The following is a 20320-nucleotide window of genomic DNA, read 5'->3' as shown; positions in this document are numbered from 1 at the left end:
GTAGAAACATTTACGTAGCGGGTTTATTTGTACCGTTGAGTGGGTGCCATCCCCCTGGTTGAATGGGTGCCATCCCGCAGAGCGGGAAATACACATGTCCGGGAGACACCATGCAGAAGGATGCAGTTCGCGCAGCGCTCGAGATGCTGATCGGGAAGAAGGAAGCCACGCTCGCCCTGGCCGGCGCCGCCGCACGCCCGACCGAAGTCAGCGGGACCGTCCTGCGCGCCCAAGAGGCCGGTTGGATCTAAATGCTCGCTCATGAGACTGCGCTGCTGGTCAAAACCTCGATCCTTGAAGCCCTGGCCAGCGGCGCAGTCGCGCCCTCCTTTCGAGAGCGCATAGAGACAACCCTTAAAAAGTTCCCGCACCCGCTCCACGAAAGGACGCCCTTACGCCCAACGCAGATCGCGTTGGGCGCGTTTTTTGCTGGAGGAGGGAAGCAGCTTCAGGTTGGTGCCAAAGCCGCCGCAGCGACCGAAGTCATCGTATCGGCCAGCCATGTCTTTGATGCATTAGCAGACCACGATAGGCACAGCACGAACGCCGATCAGCAAATCGGCCCGGCGCTTCTGTTCCTTGCCTCCCATCTCTTCGAAGCATCCAGAGCAGCGAGTGGTCTCCAAGTAGATTGGAGTCAGGTCTACTCCAGTTTCGTGACCGCTTGCTCCGGGCAACAGGCGGATCTTGACCTCCAGGGCAATGAGACGCCATCGCTGGAGGAGGCGAAAGAGATGACCGAAGCAAAGGCGGGGGCCATCGGCAAAGCGATCGCGCTGGCTGCAGGGGCAAGCACCTCAGTAACTTCAGAGCTAGCGGCATTCGGCCTGCACTTTGGAACGTATAGCCAACTGCTCGACGATGCGTCAGACGCTTCGATACTCTCACCAGGCACCAGCGACATCGCCCTCAAAAAGAAAACCGTGCCGATCGCCTATTTCCTGCACGCCAAGGGTGACAGCCCAGAACTGGATGCCTGCCGCTCGGCGTTCAACGCCGGGGGAATGGATCCAACGGGCGAGATGCAGGTGCGCATTGCAATCGAGACGGCCGGGGCGATTCGGTTCACCCTCACGCTTGCTCACTGGTATAGAATGAGGGCCGAAGCAATCCTGGAACGATTGGAAAAGCACGGATGTCAGACCCGGTTGCTTCGCTCACTTCTCGAGGACAAGCCGAAGGATCCTCGCGAACCTCAAGCCAACCCTCCCCTAACCTCCCCCTCCTCCGCGGTTTAGTCCTCTCCAGTGTTCTGCTCTTTGCGAGCCTCTTCTTCTTTGCTCAGCGTTCTGTCACTGACTCTCCTTTGCTGCAAATACGATTGGAGGAGTGTGAGGCCGCTCCGTACTGCGTCTCCTGGGTCATGCCCGCGGGCGCAGGTTGGGATGCAGGCCTCCGAGTAGGCGACCCGGTCCTCCGGATAACGGGTGGAGGCACGGAACGGCCGCGTAGCGTGGTCCGGCCTGGGGCCTCAGGCAGTGAAGCACCCATCAGAGCCGAGGCCGGGCGTTCAGTTGAGGGCGCCTCACGGTACACCCTCCCTTTACTGGGTCTTGTTTTTGTCACGTTCGGGAGTTTAGTGCTGTGGAGACGTCCGGATCTCAAGTCGGCTCGAAGTTTTTGGCTTATGGGACTCGCCGCAGGCTGCTCCCTTGCGTTGGTCCCGGCATCTGAGGGAGCACTCACGGTTTGGGCGCTAGGATTCCAATTCCCCTTGGTCTGGTTCTCGCCCTGGGCCCTATTCGCCTTCTACACCAGCCTCACACCTGGGACTCCGCGCTTAGTCGAAAAGGTTCGGAGCATCACCCTTTGGTCGGGTATCGGCCTTACTGCAATATATATCCTTACCGCAGCGGCACAACCGAACATATATCCCTGGCTTCAGGCCTGTATCTCGATAGCTTTCATCCTCCTCATCATCTTCTCAATCATCGCGCTCATAACAGGCTATCGGCGCGCAAGCACTCATAATGAGCGCTCTGTTGTGGCCATCGTCTCGTCTGCAACAATTTTAGGACTCATCCCGCTCCTCCTGCTCGTCTTTCTTCCCATCGCCAGCGGCGTGGATGAGATCGTTCGCCCTGATATCGCCGCACTCGGTCTCCTGGCAATACCCACCGGCTTCGCCTACTCCATCTTCCAATACCAGATGCTCGGCATCCGGAGGCTGGTCCAGCGCGGCGCCGTGTACGTCATCCTCTCCGGCCTGTTGCTCGTCGTTATGATCCTGCTCGTGGGGATCGGCATCACCATCAAGCCGGACCTCTTTGAATCGCGCCGCAACGACCTCCTCATCACCTCCGGGGCCGTTGTCTTCGGCGCCCTCGCCTTCGCCTACCTGCGCCCCATCTTGCAGCGTCTGGCGGACACCTACGTCTACCGGGATGTCTTCGATTACCGGGAGGCTATCGTGGAGTTGTCCAAAGAGGCCCAGCGGGCGCGGCAGCCCAAAGACGTCGTCGTCTCCATGTTGGAGCAAGTGAAGGCGATCGCCAGACTCGAGGGGTATCTCGTCGTCACCGGCAGGTCTCAATCGGCCTCCGAAATCATCTCGGGCGGCATGTCCGCCCAGCGCCTGCGACGCGCCTATGACAGTCCGGGCTTTCTGCCTTCTCGAGGCAGCGCTATCCGGCAGTTGGAAAGCGACCCGGTCCTCGCCTTTGTGCTGGATGAAGACACGGCGCTCCTTCTCGGGCCTAAATCGGGAGGGGAGGCCTTTCGGGATGACGATGTGAAGCTAATGGAGCCGATGGCCACGCTGGTCAGCATGCTGCTGGCGCGCTCCAAGCTGAGCGATGAGCTGCGCGACTTGAACGGGCGGCTGATGACCGCCCAGGAAGAAGAGCGGGCGCGCCTGGCCATAGACCTCCATGACGGCCCGTTGCAACAGGCCATCTTCCTGTCCAGAACCGCCGTGCCTTCTGACAAGGTGATTGACGTCGGCAAATCCCTCGTCACGGAGCTGCGCGCCATCACCAACGCCCTCCGCCCGCCGATGCTGGACGACCTGGGCCTGCGGTATGCGATAGACTGGCTGGCACGGAACCTGCCCGGAAAAGAGGCGGTACACATCACCATGGACCTGGACGGCTTTCCCGATGAGACGCGCCTCCCCGCGGCCTCGGAGTTGGCCATCTACCGCTGCGCCCAGGAGGCCCTGAACAACGTGGTGAAGCACTCAGGGGCGACACAGGCGACGATATCCCTTAGAATCGCCCAAGGTAAGGCCATCCTCTCGATCATGGACAACGGCAGAGGCTTCGGCGCGGCTGAACGGGAGCGGGCGGCCAAGGACGGCCACCTTGGGCTCCTGGGCATGCGCGAGCGGGTCCGCCACGCGGGCGGGACGCTTGCCATCGAGAGCGCGCCGGGCCAAGGCGCCACGATTACCATCAGCGTCCCGGTGGAGGCGGACTCTGCCCTCCCCGAGGCGGCACGGAGCGTATGACGACAGGGCACACTATCCGCGTCCTCCTGGTGGAAGACCACGCCCTCGTGCGCGTTGGGACCAAGGCGCTGCTTGAGGCAGACCCAGGGATCTAGGTGGTGGGCGAGGCCGAGACGGCGGAAGAGGCCTTGCGCCTGACCGATGAGCTGGCCCCCGACGTGGTGATTCTGGATATCCGGCTCAAGAACGGCAGCGGGATAGATGTGGCCAGGGCGCTGATGCGCAAGGGATCCACGGCGCGGGTGCTGGTGCTGACGGCCCACGACTTCGAGCAGTACGTGGACGCCCTGGCGAGAGCGGGCGTGCGCGGCTACCTCCTGAAAGATACGCCGCCTGAGCAACTCATCAAGGCGGTCCATGATGTCTACGAAGGGCACGGGGTTCTTCCGGGGCGGATCGCGGCCTCCGTCTTGGACAGCCTCAGCCGGGAGCGACGAGACTCCCCGCGTACCCCGGACGACCTGACGATTCGGGAGATCGAAGTGCTGGAGCTGCTCTACCAGGGGCGGCGCAATCAGGAGATCGCGGAGCGCCTGGGAATCTCCCAGCGCACCGCCGAGTCCCACGTGGCGAACATCTTTTCAAAGCTGGGAGCCACCACGCGGGCGGAGGCCGTGCGCATCGCCATCGAGCACGGCTATATCAAAAAGCAGTAATCGGCAAAGGACTGCCGATTACCAACCCTTCACCCTGTACGTACGTACCTAGGCTTTTCTTACGGATTTTTTATACTTCCAACCCTGGTAGCCTGGCCTGCACACAGTTCACGCGAATGCTGCAAGGAGGGGGATTCAACGTGGCGACGCTGTCTATATCCGATGTGCGAGAGCACGCACCCGGCGGAACGGTTAGGGTTGTCCTTGTGGACGATCACCAGATGTTCCGGGAGGGCACCAAGTACCTCTTGACCCAGGACCCGTCCATCCAGGTCATCGGCGAGGCGGAGACGGTGCAGGAGGCGATTGCCGTCATCGCGGAGACCCGCCCGGACGTCGCCGTGGTTGATATCCGCCTTAAAGGCGGGAGCGGCATAGACCTGGTGAAGGCACTGCGCAAGGAGCACCCGGAAGTCAAGTGCCTGGCGCTCACCGCATTCGACTATGACCAGTACGTCAAGGCGATGGTGAAGGCGGGCGCGCGAGGCTATCTCCTGAAGGATGCGCCGGGCGAGGAGCTCTTAAAAGCCATCCATACGGTCCACGAAGGCAAGGCGGCGCTGCCGGATCTTATGAGTGCGCGGGTCATAGACTTCCTGGCCGATCAGCCGAAGGAAGAGACCTCCACCCCGCCGCTGCGAGACCTCACCGCCAGAGAACTTGAGATCCTGGAGATGATCCAGCAGGGCGCCACGGACCGCGCCATAGCGGAGCACTTCGACCTTTCCGTGAAGACCGTGAACACCCATGTAGGACATATCTTGTTGAAGCTCGGGGAGCCGAGCCGGGCACAGGCCGTCGCCAAGGCCATAGAGCTCGGATTGCTGAAGGACGTTCATTAACTTCCCGGGGAGGAAGTGCAATGACCACACTCGTCCGTCCGACCGAAAATCTTTCGTACATCCGTGAGGAGTCCCCGTCGCATTCGGGGAGCTTGCGGGCTCGCCTGCATGAGGTCATGCCGCTGTTGGAGAGCATGTCCGGCCTTGCGGACCCGCTCCTGTGGGCGCATTCGCTGCGCGTGGGCAAGATGGCGCGGGAGACGGGAGAGGTGATAGGCATGCGCGGCGGCGACCTTGACCAGCTTGAGGTCGCAGGCTATCTGCATGACATCGGCCGCATCATCGGCGGCGAAGCCGCTCCCGCCCGCCCGGCGGGGCATCCCCCGCGCCCCACGGACAACGGAGCACACTGCCTGCGGGCCGCCAAAATCGTCTCCAGCCTCCCGTGGCTGACGCCCATCATGCCGATGGTGCTCTTTCACCACGAATACTGGGACGGCAGCGGCGTCCCCGCCGGGCTGCGGGGAGAGTCCATCCCCCTGGCGGCGCGCATCATCGCCGTGGTGGATGCCTTCGACCGCATGATCGGCAGTTCGGCGCCTGGGGCGGAGCAACCGATCAATAAGGCGCTGGAGACCCTGCGCACCGAGCGCGGACGCCTCTACGACCCGGAAGTGGTCAACGCCTTCATAGATGCCTGCAGCCTCTCGCTCACTCGGAAGCACTTGTGGGGCAGGCCGCACTTAGACCTGCAATACTAGCAGGCACTGCGAGTTTTCAGATAACAAACGGGGCCGCTCGAATGAGCGGCCCCGTTGCTTTTTGCGCCGAGGAGGGTCACGTCAGACGGTTAGCGGGCCTTCGCCGTCTCGAACTGCTCCTCCTCCGTTGAGCCGTGAAGGGCCGTAGTGGAGCTTTGGCCGCCCGATGCCGCCATGGCGACCTTGTCAAAGTATTCGGCGCCGGATTCGCGCTGGTGGCGGACGGCGGTGTAGCCATCGGACTCCCGCGCGAACTCGGCCTGCTGAAGGCGAACGTAGGCGGGCATGCCCTCCGTGGCAAAGCCGCAGGCCATATCGAAGGTGTGGTAGTTGAGGAGGTGCCAGCCGGCGAGGGTGATGAACTGGAACTTGAAGCCCATGGCGCCGAGCTCACTCTGAAACTTGGCGATGGTGGGCGCGTCAAGGTGGCGGCGCCAGTTGAAGGACGGCGAGAGGTTGTATGCCAGGAGCTTGCCGGGGAACTTCGCGTGAATGGTCTCGGCAAACTTCTTGGCCTCTGCCAGCTCGGGAACGGAGGTTTCGAACCAGATGAGGTCGGCGTAGGGGGCGTAGGCAAGTGCGCGGGCCGTGGGCGAGGCCATGCCCTTCTTGACCATGTGGTAGCCCTCCACCGTGCGCTCTCCGGTGACAAAGGGACGGTCATAGGGGTCAACATCGGAGGTGAGCAGGGTGGCATCGCGGGCGTCTGTGCGGGCGACAAGGAGCGTGGGCACATCCAAGACATCGGCGGCCAGGCGCGCGGCGGTCAGCGTTCGGATGAACTGGGAGGTGGGGACAAGGACCTTGCCGCCCATGTGGCCGCACTTCTTTTCAGCGGCCAGCTGGTCCTCAAAGTGGACGCCCGCGGCGCCGGCTTCGATCATGTTGCGCATCAGCTCGAAGGCGTGGATAGGCCCGCCGAAACCGGCCTCCGCATCGGCGACGATGGGGGCGTACCAGTGGATATCGCCATCGCCTTCGATCTGGTCGGCGCGCATGAAGGCGTTGTTGATGCGCTTGACCAGGGCGGGGACGCTGTTCACAGGGTAGAGGCTCTGGTCAGGGTAGGTGTTGCCGCCCTGGTTCGCATCGGCGGCGACCTGCCAGCCGCTGAGATAGATCGCCTTGAGGCCGCCCTTCACCATCTGCACGGCCTGGCCGCCGGTGAGAGCGCCGAAGGTGGCGATATAGGGCTCCGTGTGGAGGAGGTCCCACAATCGCCGGCTGCCCGCCTTCGCGATGGTTTGCTCCACCCTTAAGCTGCTCCGCAGGGAGACGACCTCGCCAGCGGAATAGGCGCGCTTGATGCCTTTCCACCGAACGTCGGCGGTCCAACTGCGCTCAAGCTCGGCGATCTGCTCCTGGATCCTTGCGGCACGGTTCTGCACTTTCGTCCTCCTAAGACTTACTGAAGGTAGCGATAGCCTGGGATGGTGAGGAATTCCACAAAGTGGTCGGCGGTCACGAGCTCATCGAGCAGGTCCACGGCCTTGTCCAGCGCGCCCGGGCCCTTATCCGCCCGCGCGCCGACGAGCTTCGCCGTCTCCTCACTGCGGAGGCGGTAATAGAGGTCGTGGGTCATGGGGCGGCCATCGGCGAGGCGGGCCTGGCGCTTGGCCCAATGCCAGAGCTGAGAGCGGGCGATCTCGGCAGTGGCCGTGTCCTCCATGAGATTCGCAATCGCGACTGCGCCACTGCCCTGCACCCAGGCCTCCAGATACTGCAGAGCGACGCTGATATTGCCGCGAACGCCCGCCTCCGTGATCGCGCCTTTGGGCGCTTCCAGCAGATCGCTGGAGGCGGCGCGTGTCTCCGGGATATGGCCAAGCTGGTTGGGGCCGCTGAACGCCCGATCGAAGATCTGGGCAACAGACTCAACGAGGGCGGGATGAGCGACCCATGCGCCATCAAAACCCTGGCTCGCCTCGCGCTCCTTATCAGCGCGCACCTGGGCAATGGCGACGGCGTTCGCCTCCGGATCGTTCTTCCGAGGGATGAAGGCGGACATGCCGCCGAGGGCATGGGCCCCGCGCTTGTGGCAAGCGGCGACGAGCATCTCGGCCGGGGCGCGCAGGAAGGGAGTGGCCATAGTGACTTGCCCACGGTCTGGCGTGAGCGACCAGGAGGCGTCCCGAAAGGCCTTGATATAGCTATAGATGTAGTCCCAGCGCCCCAGGTTCAGCGCAGTGATATGGCCGCGAAGCTCGTACAGGATCTCATCCATCTCAAAGGCGGCAAGGATGTGCTCGATGAGGACGGTAGCGCGGGTCACGCCCCTGGGAAGGCCGAGGGCGTCTTCGGCGGAGTCAAAGAGATCGCTCCACAGCCGCGCCTCCTGGCAGTTCTGCAATTTAGGGAGGTAAAAATAGGGGCCGGTGCGCCGTTCGAGCTGGACGCGGGCGTTGTGGAAGAAGAAGAGCCCGAAATCGAAGAGGGCGGCGCTGACGGGCTGACCATCCACTAAGAGATGGCGCTCCATCAGGTGGAGGCCCCGAGGACGCACATGGAGCGTCGCCGTCTTCTCCTTCAGTCGCTCCTCGCTGCCATCCGCCCGTTGGACGGTCAAGGTGCGGAGGACAGCATCGCGCAGGTTGATCTGGCCTTCGATGCACTGTGCCCAGCCGGGGGAGTTGGCATCTTCGAAATCGGCCATGTAGCCCAGGGCACCGGAATTGAGTGCGTTGAGCACCATCTTGCGATCGGAGGCGGGGCCGGTGATCTCCACGCGGCGGTCCTGGAGGTCGGCTGGGGCAGGCGGCACGCGCCAGGCCTGGGCGCGGATGCCCGCATCCTCCTGGGGGAGCGACGGCAGGCGGCCGGCATCGATCTCCGCCTGCCGGGCGCGGCGGGCTCGCATCAGGGCGCGGCGGGTCGGCTCAAAGGGAAGGGAGAGCGCGGCGACGAACTCGAGGGCTTCCTGGGAGAGAATTCCTGCGTAGCGGTCCGTAGGCCGTCCGAGCATCTGTAGCGAAGGCCCCACTGGTCAAACCTCATTGCGAGTATCTGCCGCACCACCGCACAACCCTGCACCAGAGTAACGGGCCGTGGTGGTATAATGCCAGCCTTGTCTTTCCTATACGAACGATAAGTCCGAATTATCACACGTGGGACGGAGGAGCGGGATGGAGATCGCGCAGCTTGAAGCCTTTTTGGAGGCATCCAAGCGCGGCAGTTTCCGCCGTGCGGCTGAGGGCCTGTATGTCACGCAGCCCGCCCTCGGCGCGCGCATCCACGCCCTGGAGCAGGAGATGGGAGGCATTCTTTTCCACCGGATGGGGCGCGGCGTGCGCCTGACCGAGATGGGCAAGGCCTTTCTGCCCTTCGCCGAGCGCGCGCTGGACCAGCTGAAGCAGGGCGAAGAGGCGGTGGTGGCGGCGCGGCAGGCCCTGGGCGGCGTGCTCACCATCGCATCGGCGCGCACCATCGGCACCTACAGCCTCCCGACGATGCTGGACCGCTTCCGCGCCAAGTTCCCGGCCATCAAGCTGCACATCAAGGTGGGGCGCTCATCGGACGTGCTCAACATGGTGGTGGACGAGGAGGCCCATGTCGGCCTGGCGCGAGAGCTGCACCACCCTGACATCCTGGCCATGCCGATCTACGAAGAGGAGATCGTGCTGGTGGCGCACCCCAAGCATCCCTTCGCGATGAAGGGAAAGGCCAGCATCTATGAGATCGCCAAGGAGCCGCTTATCCTCTACGATCCTGGCTCGGCCTACTTCGTCCTCATCCAGGAGGTCTGCCAGGAGGCGGGCATCGTGCCGCGGGTGGAGATGAATCTGGATAGCATCGAGGCGACGAAGCGCATGGTGGAGATCGGCTTCGGCGTCTCCTTCCTGCCCCTCGGAGCCATCGAGCGGGATCTGCGCCAAAAGAGCCTGGTCCACATCACGCTGACCGGCGCGCACCGGGTGGTCCTGCCAACGTGCGTCCTTATCCGCCGCGCCCAACACTACAGCCCGGCGACGATGGCCTTCCTGCGCGTCCTGAGCGAGATGTACAACACCAAGCTCCCGTTGGTGAAGGCTGAGGCGGCAGCGGCGAAAGAACAAGAGTCAGCTCCTCCTGAGAAAAAGAAGCCGGGGAAGTAGCAGGGCTCGTCGCCCGCTCTGCCCGTCCATGGGTTCAGCCTTTCACGGCCTCTGCACACGGGCACGGCCTCAGTTCACGCATCCGGCATATCCTCCTGCGATCCTGTGTCTTGATCCCAGGAAGCAGGTTGGCGGCAGATGCGGGCACTCATGAACAGAGCGGTGAACCCGTTTGCGAAGTTGCTCCTAAGGTCCCCGCTGCATTTCCTGATGAGCAGCCGCGTTCTGCTCATCACCGTCACCGGGAGAAAGAGCGGCAGGCGCTACACGACTCCGGTGGAGTACACCCGGCAGGGCAGCCTCGTCACGATTGTGAGCCGGAATGACCGCTCATGGTGGAAGAACGTCAGCGCCAAGCACCAGGTGAGGTTGCAGTTGCGCGGGAGATCGGTAACTGGAAACGCGCAGCTTTTCAGCGACGATACGGCAGCGATCGCCCGCTGCTTGCAACGGCAGTATAAGAAACTCACCGCCGAGCGCGCCGCTGACATGGCCAGGACCCGTGTCGTCATCGAAATCACACTGGACGGGGCATGAGCGATGCGCGGGAAGAGCGCGGCGCTTCGACCGAACCTAGCAACCAAAGCCCTGTGGCTGCGCTGGACGCTCTTGTGCGCCGCCGGGGAAATCATCGGCATCGGCGTGGCGGCCGGCGTGGGAGCGGGGCTCTTCTCCGGGCTTTCGGTGAGCAGCGTGACAGGAGCAGTCCTTCTTCAGCTCCGCCCGAAATCTTGACGCGCGGGACTTCCCGCCTCTGGCAGGCTGGTGGGCTCTCCTTGCCGAAACCCTCTGTATCTCCTATAGTTCTCCCACCTGCCGACTTCCATCGCGACCCAGTTGAGCCGTCTCGCCCAAGGAGCACGTTATGTCCAGCGAACAGCCTTTCGTCCTCTATGAAAAGAGCGGCCAGATCCTCCGCCTGACACTCAACCGTCCCGAGAAGCTCAACGCCTTCACGGCCAAGGATATCCCAGCCTTCGCGGAGGCCTTCGAAAAGGCGGAGAGCGACGACGATATCAAGATCATCATCATCCGCGGCGCGGGCAAGGCCTTCTCCGCAGGATACGATATGCAGCGCCTGGGCAACGTCTATCACGATAGAGAGAAGGAAGGCGTGGAGGCATTCGCGCCCCAGTGGGCAGGCGATAAGCACCCGCCCCAGCGCGTCCGCTTCTACCACGACCACATGGCCTTCCGGAAGAACCTGGCAAAGTTCTACACCCACAAGATCACCATCGCGCAGGTCCACGGCCATGTCGTCGGCGGCGCGATTGACTGGATCATGCTGTGCGATTTCATCATCGCGGCTGAGGGAACCAAGCTCTATTACACCCCGGCGCGCATGCACGGTCCAGGGGCCACCACGGCCATCATGGAGATCCTGCGGATGGGCCCCGCCTTGGCGCACGAGATGCTATGGCTGGGCCGGAAGATAGACGTCTCCGAGATCGGGCCGCGGGGCATCAACAGCATCGTGCCCCTGGAGAAGCTGGAGGCGGAAGTGGAACGCTGGGCCCAGGCCCTGGCCCTCTGCCACAAGGACTACGTCTACATGGGCAAGGAGACGATGCACCGCATCTACGAGATCCTGGGCGTTGTGGAGGGCTTCCGCCTGGCCGCCTTCGAGCATCCGGTGAGCGTGCAGGCGCGCCTGGAGCCGGAGGAGTGGAACCTGTTCAAGGAGCGGAAAGAGGGCGGGACGAAGGGCGCGACAAAGTCCCGCGACGAACGCTATAAGGAGCTTGGCTTTTAAGCCTCGCAGCGGGCGCACAGCCATGGACTACAGCTTCACCGAACAACAGCAGATGCTCAAGAAGGCGGCGCGGGATTTCCTGACGGCGCGCTGCGACAAGCATTTTATAGACCGCATCACCAAGACAGAATCGGGCTTTGACAATGGGATGTGGAAGGAGATGGCCGACCTTGGGTGGCAGGGGCTCATCATCCCCGAGGCCCACGGCGGCACCGGCGGCGACTTCCTAGACCTCTGCGCCCTCCTGGAAGAAACGGGCGGCGCGCTCCTGCCCGCGCCGCTCTTCGCCACCGTCATCGGCGGCGCGCTCCCGCTCATGCTCGGCGGCAGCAAGGCCCAGCAGGAGCGCTTTCTCCCCCGCATCGCCGGCGGCGAGGCGATCTTCGCGCTCGCCCTGCTTGAAGGCGATGCGACCTATGCACAGGAGGCGATCAAGCTGGAGGCGAAGGCGGCGAAGGACGGCTATGTCCTCAACGGCGCAAAGCTCTTTGTCCCATACGCCGGCTCCGCCGACTATCTCACCTGCGCCGCCCGCACGGGGACGGGCGTCTCCCTCTTCATCGTGGATGCGCGCGCCCAGGGAGTCAGCCACACGCCGCTCGTCACGATGGGGGGCGAAAAGAAGTACGAAGTGACGTTCACGAACGTGGCCGTGGCGCGCGATAGGCTCCTGGGCGAACGCGATAGGGGCTGGCCTCTCATCGAAAAGATCCTGGAGCGGGCCACGGCAGCCAAATGCGCCGAGATGCTCGGCGGCATGCAGCACGTCCTGGATTTCACCATCGAATATGTGAAGCAGCGCGTGCAGTTCGGACGGCCCATCGGCAGCTTCCAAGCCGTCCAGCACCACTGCGCGAATATCGTCATGGGCATCGAGCTGGCCCGCGGCATCACCTGGGAGGCCGCCTGGCGCATCAGCGCGGGCAAGCCCGCCGCGATGGAGGCCGCCATGGCGAAGCAGCTGGCGAACGAGGCCTATCTCCGCACAACCGTTGTGGCCCACCAGGTCCACGGCGGCATCGGCCTTATCCGCGAGCATCCGCTTTACCTCTACTATCGCGAGGCGCGCACCGCGGCATACGCCTACGGCGATACGGCGCACAGCGCCGATCGCGTGGCGGCCGCCGTGGCCGCCGGCGCGCCCATCTGGTAGGCAAACCTATGCTGGACTTCAACTTCACCAAGGAAGAAGAGTTGTTCCGCGCCGAGGCGCGCAGCTTCTTCACCGCCGAAGTCGGCGGCGCGCCGCCGCTGGACCCGGAGGACGAAGCCTTCGTCCCCAAGATGCGCGCCATCCTGCGCAAGCTCGGCGAGCGCGGCTGGCTCACGCTGACCTGGCCCAAGGAATACGGCGGCATGGACGCCAGCCCCATGTACCGCTTCATCCTCCTGGACGAGATGGCCCTCTCCGGCCTCACCTCCTCCGGGGGCTTCAACACCGGCGGGCGCATCGTGGGGCCGACGCTGATGCAGCACGGGACGGAGGAGCAGAAGCGGTTCTTCCTGCCCAAGATCGCGAAGTACGAGATAGACTTCGCCCTGGGCTACACGGAGCCGGAGGCCGGGTCGGACCTCGCCTCCCTCAAGATGCAGGCGGTGGAGGACGGCGACGACTTCATCATCACCGGGCAGAAGATGTACAACACCACCTGCCACTGGGCGGAGTACCACTGGCTGGCCGTGCGCACGGACCCCAAGGCCCCCAAGCACAAGGGCATCTCCCTCTTTATGGTGGACATGAGGTCTCCCGGCATCAAGCTGACGCCGATGTACGCGGTAAGCGGCGCGCGCACCAACGCCGTCTTCTATGACGGCGTCCGCGTTCCCAAGAATCGCTTGGTGGGCGAAAAGAACAAGGGCTTCTACTACGCCAGCACGGCGCTGGCCTACGAGCGCATCTTCAATGTGGGCATGCACGCGCGGATGCTCACCAGCATCATTGACTACGCAAAAAGCCACACGCGCAACGGCCGGCTACTCTGGGACGAACTGCCCCTCCGGCGGGAGGCGGCGCGGCACGCCGCCAAACTGCGCGCCCTACGCGTCCTCTGCTATAAGGTGGGGTGGCAGATGTCCAACAAGATCATGCCGAGCTATGAGGCCTCATCGCTCAAGGTCCTCATCTCCGAATTCGAAAAGGAACTCGTCCATACGAGCATGGAGATGTTGGGGCACTACGGCGAGCTGGAGGCCGGCTCCAAGCACGTCCCCGGCGAAGGGGCCTTCGCCCAGGCCTACCATGCGGCGCCCCTGTCCACCATCACCGGCGGCGCCTCCGAGATCCAGCGCAACGTCATCGCCACCCGCGGCCTGGGCCTGCCGCGCGGCGAGTAACCGCCGCCGCAGTCATGAGAGAGGAGGCCCCATGGCAAAGATACTCGAAGGTGTGCGCGTCCTGGACTTCTCCCGGGTCGCCGCCGCGCCGCTCTGCACGCTCCTCCTAGCCGATTTCGGGGCGGAGGTCATCAAGGTGGAGGCGCCCGGAGTCGGCGACGATTCACGGACGCTGCCGCCGCTGCTGGGCAAGTGGCCCTACCACTTCACCCAGTGGAACCGGGGCAAAAAGAGCGTCACCCTCGACCTCCGGAAGCCCGAGGCACGCAAGATCGCCCTGGATATCGCCAAGAAGTCGGACGTCATCGTTGAGAACTTCAAGCCGGGGATGATGAAGGCCTGGGGCCTGAGCTATGACGATGTGAAGGCCGTCAACCCGCGCGCCGTCTACGCCTCCCTCTCCGGCTTCGGCCAGACGGGGCCCTACAGCCCCATGATGGCCTACGACTTCGCCGTTGTGGCGATGGGCGGACTGACCGGCATGAACGGCGAGCCCGATAAGCCGCCAATGCCTCTCCCCTTCTCCGTCGCCGATTTCCACAGCCCGCTCTATCTCACCATCGCCATCCTGGCCGCTATCATGCAGCAGCGCCAGACAGGCCAGGGCCAGTGGATAGACATTTCGATGCACGATACGGTCTGGTATCTCGTCGGCTCCTTCGCCATCCCCAAGTACTTCGCGGAAAATGTCGTCATCGAGCGCACGGGCGGCGAGAACGAGATGGCCGGGCGAGGCGTCTTCAAGGCGAAGGACGACTACATCTACATCGGGTGCGTCTCCAACCGCCAGTGGCAGACGATGCTCAAGCTCGTCGGCGGCGACGAGCTGGCGAACGACCCGGACTGGGCGGGACGCAAGGGCCGCCGGAAGCACCGCCAGGACGCCGATGCGCTGATTGACGTCTGGCTGAGCGATAAGACGGCAGAGGAGGCGATGCAGATCCTCCTCAAGAACCGCGTCGCCTCCGGGATCGTGAAGTCCGTGGACCAGCTGCTGCACGATACGCACATCGCGGCCCGCGGCATGATCAAAGAAGTGGACCAGCCTGGAGTGGGGAAGCTGAAGGTCATCGGCTCGCCCTTCCAGCACATGTCCGGCATGCAGTATGACTTCAACAAACCCGCGCCCGAGCTGGGCCAGCACAATAGGGACGTCTACGCCTCCATCCTCGGCTTTGACGATGCCAAGCTCGCCCAGCTCCGCGAGCAGGGCGTCATCTAGGAGCATCCCGTGCCCGGCAGATACGGCTTCCTTTCGCACCTCACCGCGCTCGACCTCACAGATGAAAAGGGCTCCATGGCCGGGCGCATCCTGGCCGATCTGGGCGCGCGCGTCATCAAGGTGGAGCCGCCCGGCGGCGATCCCGGGCGCAGCTCCGGGCCGCGCGTGGCCAAGGTCAAGAGCAAGGCCCATAGCATGGTGTGGCTTTCCTACAACCACAACAAGGAGAGCATCACCCTGGATCTCGCGCGGCCCGAGGGAACGGCCCTCTTCAAGCAGCTCGCGGCAAAGGCCGATGTCGTCATCGAATCGTTTGCGCCGGGGCACATGGACAGCCTCGGCCTCGGCTTCGAAGCGCTGCGCGCCGTCAATCCCGGCATCGTCCTCACCTCCATCACCGCGTTCGGGCAGAGCGGCCCGTACAAGGACTACCGCGCGTCCGACCTGACGCTCATGGCCCTGGGCGGCATCATGAACCTCATCGGCGACCCGGACCGCCCGCCGGTGCGCGTCTCCATAGAGCAGGCCGTAGCCCACGGGTGCAGCTACGCGGCGGTCGGCACGCTGATGGCCCACGCGGCGCGCATGCAGACCGGCGAAGGCTCTCACGTTGATTGCTCCATCCTGGACTCCCTCATCCTGCCCATCGGCAGTGCCCTCCCGGCCTGGGAGGTGGACCGCGCCGAGTTCAAGCGCGAGGGCAGCCGAATGGTGACGACGGTCTCCCGGCGCTCCATCTATCCGTGCAAGGACGGCCACCTAGCCTTTCTTATCAGCTTCGGCAAGAACGCGGTGCCGTTCATGACGCCCTTGGTCCAGTGGATGAAGGAAGTGGGCATGGCCGGCGGCCTGGAGCATGTAGATATCCAAAATACAAAAATCGAGCAGGTTGCAAAAGAACAGCTTTCCCGATATGAAGACGACCTTCTCCGCTTCTTCATGACGAAGACGAAGGCCCAGATCCGTGAAGAGGCCGTGAAGCGCCGCCTGCTGGCCGATGCCATCAGCACCGTGGCCGATATCTGCGCCGACCCGCAGCTGCAGGCGCGCAGCTTCTTCACCAACGTGCGCCACCCGGACCTGGGCCGCGACGTGCTGCACCCGGGCACCTTCATCCTCTGCCCGGAGGAGCGTCCCCTTCCCACACGGCCTGCGCCCAGGCCGGGAGAACACAACGCCGCCGTCTATGGCGGCATCCTCAACCTCGCGCCGCGCCGAGTGGCGAAGCTGAAAGCGCAGGGCGCGATATGAGCGCAGCGCCACTGCACGGCATCCGCGTGGTGGAGTTCTCCACGCTCATCGCAGGCCCGCTCACGGGAACAACCCTCGGCGATTACGGCGCGGAGGTCATCAAAATCGAAGGCGTCAAACGCGCCGACCAGCTGCGCTTCCATCCGCCCAAGCGCGGCAATGTGAAGGGCGGTAATAGCGCGCGCTTCGCCCAATACAACCACTCGAAGCTCTCCCTGACGCTCGATATGAACGAGCCCGGCTCCATCGAGGCGGCGACCGCGCTCATCGCGCAATCGGACGTTATCGTCGAGAATTACTCGCCGCGCGTCCTCAAGGGCTGGGGCCTCACCTACGAGCGCCTGCGCGCCGTCAGGCCGGACCTGGTGATGATCAGCATGAGCGCCCTGGGGCAGACGGGCCCGCATGCGCACCACATCGGCCTTGGCGCGGGACTCGCCGCCAGGGGCGGCTTTGTCCACGTCTCCGGCTGGCCGGACCGCGAGCCGTGTCTGCCCGTCGGCGCCTATACCGATTACATCGGCCCGCCGCTGGCCGTCGCTGCCGTCCTGGCCGCGCTCGAGCGGCGACGGCGCACCGGGCAGGGCGCGTACATTGACCTCTCGCAGCTTGAGGCGCCGCTCCTCTTCGTCGAGCCGGCGATCCTGGATTACCAGGTGAGCGGCAGGATCGCAACGCGCGAGGGGAACCGCTCGGACGCCGCTTCGCCCCACGGTGCCTTCCGCTGCAAAGGCGATGACGCCTGGTGCGCCATCGCCGTGCATTCGGATGCCGATTGGGCGAAGCTCTGCGCCGCCATAGGGCGCGGGGAGATGGCGCGCGATGCGCGCTTCGCGACGCTGCAGGCGCGCCGGGCAAATGAGGCGGAGGCGACGGCGCTCATCGAAGGGTGGACGGGCGCGCGCGCGCCCGATGAGTCCATGCGCGAGCTGCAAGCGGCGGGCGTGGAGGCCGGGGCCGTGCACAAGCCAGGGGACCTGCACAGCGACCCGCAGTTGGCCCACCGCACCTATCTCGCCTCGCGGAAGCATCCGGACGGCGAATCGTTCACCTACCACGCGCCGCCCTTCCACATCTCCACCGCCCCGGCGGACATCCGCCGCTTCCCATACCTGGGGGAGCACAATGGCTACGTGCTCAAGGATCTCCTGGGGCGCGCCTAGCCCTGAGGCGATGGCCGCCGCTTAGCCCTGCCCTCCAGAAGCCACCACCGCCGCTTCTTCGGCCTTGCGAACCGCACCCCGAACTTCGTGAAGGCCGTCTGGCGGATCCGCACCGCCGCCTCTTTTGGATCGTCGGTGACGATCAGTCGGTCAATATCCTCCGCATTGATGGTCCCGTAGCCAACCATGCGGTCGCGCATGAAGTTCAGGATGGGCGTCCAGAAGTCCTTGCCCAACAGCACCAGAGGAAAGTCCCTGATCTTGCCCGTCTGGATCAGCGTCGCCGTCTCAAAGACCTCGTCCATCGTGCCGAAGCCGCCGGGCAGCACGACAAAGCCGTAGGAATACTTGACGAGCATCACCTTGCGCACAAAGAAATAGTGAAACTCCACCCACGTGTCTATGTAGGGGTTGCGCGCCTGCTCCATCGGCAGCTTGATGCCGCAGCCCACGCTGTGGCCGCCAGCCTCCCTCGCGCCTCGGTTCGCCGCCTCCATGATGCCGGGGCCGCCGCCGGTGACCACCGTGAAGCCCGCCTTCGCCAGCTCAAAGCCAGCGGCGCGACCAAGCGCATAATTCGGATTGGCTTCAGAAAATCGCGCCGAGCCGAAGACCGTGACGCACGGCCCCACAAAGTGCAGGGTGCGGAAGCCGCGGATCATCTCGAAGAAGACTCACGTAGCCTGAACCAGCCCGTTCCTCCAGGTGTGCGGCCCCTCGAGGAAGCGGCGCTCGGAGACATCAAAGAGGATCCCTCCTGCCTGGCTCACGTCGTTTTCGTTCACGGGCTGATTCTGTGAATCGCTCACGTTAGGACACCTTTACGCAAAGATGGGCAAACAACATCGCACCTTCTATTGTCACACGGCATGGGGCGAGAAGCGATGCTCCGGAGGGTATGACTGACCATGAACCCAACGATCACCCGGTCGCCGGATGGCGCGGCATCACCGGCGCATCTGCGCCGGCCTGCCGACTCTCGTGGAGCGCGCGCCTGATTTCGTCCGCGGCGTCTTGGCCGTCCGCTTGGCATCCACGATGACGACGGTGAAGACGGCGGGACGTTTGCCCTTGTTGTGCCAGTAGTGCGTCGTCCCGCGCTGGATGAGGACGTCTCCCGACCGCAGGGCCACCTCTCTCTTCGTCCCCTCAAGCCCGACGTACAATTCGCCCGAGACCATGACGATGAGGTCCACGGTGTCCGTCTCGTGCAGCCCCGCCCGCGGCGGCCTCTCAAATGCGGAAGCCCGCCGCGATCGCGGCGGAAAGACCACGTAGCGAAAGTTGAGCCCGTTCGCGAACCACAAGAGGCCGGGGGTCACCGCGCCGCTTTCATCCATCGGCACCGGCACCCGCGAGATCTGCCACAGCGGGTCCGTCTTCACGCCCTGCGCGGGCGCGGCCAGGTCAAGGGCGCGCTCCGCCGCCCAGATGGACTCGCCCTTGGCGTTGTGCCCCGTGATGTAGAGTCGTGGGTCGTGCTTCATGATGGCTCTCGGCGGGCCGGTCACGCGAACTTGGGGATGACCTTCTCTGTGATGAGGCGCATGGAGTTCAGCACGCGCTCGGTCGGGATCCGGCCCCAGTAGTTCGTCTCGAACATGATCTCCGTCGCGCCCATGGTCTCTCTCAGCCGGTGGATGCGCTCGATCGCCTCTTCAGCCGTCCCGAAGAGGTTCATCCGCTCCGCCGATTGCGCGCTCGGCGTGCCCGGGGCCGCCTGCGGCAGCATCTTGTTCAGCGCGCGCTCCCAGGCCAGCTTCATCGTCTCCTCCACATCTTGCAGCGCGCGCTCCTTCGTCTCCGCCACGTGCGTGGGGATGCGCACCGTGATCTGCGGCTCGCCCGGGTGGCCGGCCGCCTTCCACGACTCCCTGTATCGCTTCACATCCTCGATCATCGCCGATTCCCCGCGCGGATTGTGCGACGTTCCGGCCCCGATGAGTAGTTGATAGCCTTTCTCGCCGATTTTGGGAAAGCTCTTCTGGTTGTCCGCCGCTACGGAGATGGGGATGCGCCTGCTGTACGGCTTCGGCGCGACGCCCGGGTTCGGCGGATGGCGGTAGAACTCGCCTTCGTAGCCCGGGAAGGGCCCATCCTTCCAGGCAAGCTGCATCACTTCCAGGAATTCGTAGAAGTTGCGCTGGCGCTGCGGGTCGCCCGCCGTGTAGCCGCCCGCCCCGTAGATGAACCGCCCGCGGCTCACCTGGTCTATCGTCGCCACGGCCTCCGCCGTCTCCAGCGGGTCGGAGGGCCAGAGCGCCGCATAGCGCGATACTCGCGGGTCCTCATTCTTCCCCGTGTTCAGCCCCAGCGTGTGGATCGCCAGCCCGATCTTGATCCGCTTGATCCGCGCCACTGCCGCCGTCGCCATCACAAAGGGAGAGGCGCTGAGGATCAGCGATCCGGAGAAGCGCTGCTGCGGTAGCCAGACGGTGTCCCAGCCCATGGCCTCCGCCGTCTCGATCTCCTGGAATCCCCACGCGAAGGATTCAGCCTCCGATTGCCCAGGCAGCGGGTTGAACCAGGTGAACAATCCGAATTGCATCACAGGCTCCTGACGAAGCTGTCGCCACAATCATAGATTCCGCCTGAGAAAAAACAAGGCCCCGATGTATCGGGCCTTCGAGCGTGCATCCTCCGGCGCTCGGCCATCATTGAACCCATAGCGGGATGTATGGTAAACCGGCGCATGATTGGGCAATGGGTCTTCAGACTTTGATATGCCGAACGCCGGCGCCCTTCCTTGAAGGTAAGAGACCTGCGCAGATCTATCACAAACCGAGTTGGACAAATGAGATTCACCGAAACATCATTGCTCAGCGCGGCCTTGGCCTCCGACCTGTAGCCTCCGGGAGA

The 20320-nt window shown here is 64.1% G+C and carries 20 protein-coding genes; 15 read left to right on the top strand and 5 right to left on the bottom strand.

All coding sequences use genetic code 11. From position 1 onward, the window contains the following. Nucleotides 1-251: 251 nt before the first annotated feature. The 6 genes from FJ039_04625 to FJ039_04600 all read left to right on the top strand — a co-directional run bounded on the left by FJ039_04625 (nucleotide 252) and on the right by FJ039_04600 (nucleotide 5647). Nucleotides 252-1238 (top strand): hypothetical protein, encoded by a 987-nt coding sequence (locus FJ039_04625; GenBank protein MBM4405457.1) that lies wholly within the window; start codon nucleotides 252-254, stop codon nucleotides 1236-1238. Next, the gene (locus tag FJ039_04620) at nucleotides 1136-3448 is read left to right on the top strand and encodes a sensor histidine kinase (protein ID MBM4405456.1); all 2313 of its coding nucleotides are present in this window, start codon (nucleotides 1136-1138) and stop codon (nucleotides 3446-3448) included. Before FJ039_04625 ends, FJ039_04620 begins: the two co-directional genes overlap by 103 nt. Further along, on the top strand, nucleotides 3445-3543 hold the full coding sequence (locus FJ039_04615) for a response regulator transcription factor (protein ID MBM4405455.1): 99 nt from the start codon (nucleotides 3445-3447) through the stop codon (nucleotides 3541-3543). The genes FJ039_04620 and FJ039_04615 overlap by 4 nt, the downstream gene beginning before the upstream one ends. Beyond that, on the top strand, nucleotides 3544-4104 hold the full coding sequence (locus FJ039_04610; GenBank protein ID MBM4405454.1) for a response regulator transcription factor: 561 nt from the start codon (nucleotides 3544-3546) through the stop codon (nucleotides 4102-4104). A 116-nt stretch (nucleotides 4105-4220) separates the two neighbouring features. Further along, entirely contained in the window at nucleotides 4221-4946 is a 726-nt protein-coding gene (locus FJ039_04605) for a response regulator transcription factor (protein ID MBM4405453.1), read from the top strand. Nucleotides 4947-4966: 20 nt separating this feature from the next. Beyond that, entirely contained in the window at nucleotides 4967-5647 is a 681-nt protein-coding gene (locus FJ039_04600) for an HD domain-containing protein (protein ID MBM4405452.1), read from the top strand. 89 nt (nucleotides 5648-5736) lie between these two features. On the opposite strand, the gene aceA is transcribed toward FJ039_04600, so the two are convergent. Both aceA and aceB read right to left on the bottom strand, forming a co-directional pair. Continuing rightward, nucleotides 5737-7035, bottom strand: coding sequence for an isocitrate lyase (aceA, locus tag FJ039_04595; protein MBM4405451.1), 1299 nt, complete (start codon nucleotides 7033-7035; stop codon nucleotides 5737-5739). A gap of 17 nt (nucleotides 7036-7052) precedes the next feature. Continuing rightward, the gene (aceB, locus tag FJ039_04590; protein MBM4405450.1) at nucleotides 7053-8609 is read right to left on the bottom strand and encodes a malate synthase A; all 1557 of its coding nucleotides are present in this window, start codon (nucleotides 8607-8609) and stop codon (nucleotides 7053-7055) included. 160 nt (nucleotides 8610-8769) lie between these two features. Here aceB and FJ039_04585 point away from each other — a divergent pair, with 160 nt between their 5' ends. The 9 genes from FJ039_04585 (at nucleotide 8770) to FJ039_04545 (ending at nucleotide 17461) form a co-directional block, all read left to right on the top strand. Next, nucleotides 8770-9738 (top strand): LysR family transcriptional regulator, encoded by a 969-nt coding sequence (locus tag FJ039_04585; GenBank protein ID MBM4405449.1) that lies wholly within the window; start codon nucleotides 8770-8772, stop codon nucleotides 9736-9738. A gap of 138 nt (nucleotides 9739-9876) precedes the next feature. Then, nucleotides 9877-10275: a nitroreductase family deazaflavin-dependent oxidoreductase gene (locus tag FJ039_04580; protein MBM4405448.1), complete on the top strand. Its 399-nt coding sequence runs from the start codon at nucleotides 9877-9879 to the stop codon at nucleotides 10273-10275. A 3-nt stretch (nucleotides 10276-10278) separates the two neighbouring features. Further along, nucleotides 10279-10473: a hypothetical protein gene (locus FJ039_04575; protein MBM4405447.1), complete on the top strand. Its 195-nt coding sequence runs from the start codon at nucleotides 10279-10281 to the stop codon at nucleotides 10471-10473. Nucleotides 10474-10603: 130 nt separating this feature from the next. Further along, nucleotides 10604-11491, top strand: coding sequence for an enoyl-CoA hydratase/isomerase family protein (locus FJ039_04570; GenBank protein ID MBM4405446.1), 888 nt, complete (start codon nucleotides 10604-10606; stop codon nucleotides 11489-11491). Then, nucleotides 11481-12644: an acyl-CoA dehydrogenase gene (locus tag FJ039_04565; protein ID MBM4405445.1), complete on the top strand. Its 1164-nt coding sequence runs from the start codon at nucleotides 11481-11483 to the stop codon at nucleotides 12642-12644. Before FJ039_04570 ends, FJ039_04565 begins: the two co-directional genes overlap by 11 nt. An 8-nt stretch (nucleotides 12645-12652) precedes the next feature. After that, a complete protein-coding gene (locus tag FJ039_04560; GenBank protein MBM4405444.1) occupies nucleotides 12653-13825 on the top strand; it encodes an acyl-CoA dehydrogenase in 1173 nt (390 codons plus the stop codon). Next, a complete protein-coding gene (locus tag FJ039_04555; GenBank protein ID MBM4405443.1) occupies nucleotides 13731-15047 on the top strand; it encodes a CoA transferase in 1317 nt (438 codons plus the stop codon). The genes FJ039_04560 and FJ039_04555 overlap by 95 nt, the downstream gene beginning before the upstream one ends. Before the next feature lie 9 nt (nucleotides 15048-15056). Next, the gene (locus FJ039_04550) at nucleotides 15057-16298 is read left to right on the top strand and encodes a CoA transferase (GenBank protein MBM4405442.1); all 1242 of its coding nucleotides are present in this window, start codon (nucleotides 15057-15059) and stop codon (nucleotides 16296-16298) included. Continuing rightward, nucleotides 16295-17461 carry a CoA transferase gene (locus FJ039_04545; GenBank protein ID MBM4405441.1) on the top strand — a complete coding sequence of 389 codons (1167 nt, stop codon included), beginning with the start codon at nucleotides 16295-16297 and terminating at the stop codon, nucleotides 17459-17461. Before FJ039_04550 ends, FJ039_04545 begins: the two co-directional genes overlap by 4 nt. Here the strand turns inward: FJ039_04545 and FJ039_04540 are convergent. The 3 genes from FJ039_04540 to FJ039_04530 all read right to left on the bottom strand — a co-directional run bounded on the left by FJ039_04540 (nucleotide 17458) and on the right by FJ039_04530 (nucleotide 20009). Beyond that, the gene (locus FJ039_04540) at nucleotides 17458-18123 is read right to left on the bottom strand and encodes a TIGR00730 family Rossman fold protein (GenBank protein MBM4405440.1); all 666 of its coding nucleotides are present in this window, start codon (nucleotides 18121-18123) and stop codon (nucleotides 17458-17460) included. The two genes, FJ039_04545 and FJ039_04540, sit on opposite strands and share 4 nt — an antisense overlap. A 285-nt stretch (nucleotides 18124-18408) precedes the next feature. Next, on the bottom strand, nucleotides 18409-18948 hold the full coding sequence (locus FJ039_04535; protein ID MBM4405439.1) for a cupin domain-containing protein: 540 nt from the start codon (nucleotides 18946-18948) through the stop codon (nucleotides 18409-18411). A gap of 20 nt (nucleotides 18949-18968) precedes the next feature. Beyond that, the gene (locus tag FJ039_04530) at nucleotides 18969-20009 is read right to left on the bottom strand and encodes an LLM class flavin-dependent oxidoreductase (GenBank protein MBM4405438.1); all 1041 of its coding nucleotides are present in this window, start codon (nucleotides 20007-20009) and stop codon (nucleotides 18969-18971) included. Nucleotides 20010-20320: the final 311 nt, after the last annotated feature.

This window comes from Chloroflexota bacterium (assembly GCA_016875535.1).
Lineage (GTDB): Bacteria > Chloroflexota > Dehalococcoidia > SHYB01 > SHYB01 > VGPF01.
Note: the sequence above shows the minus strand (reverse complement) of the source record. Positions and strands in the feature narration are given on the sequence as shown.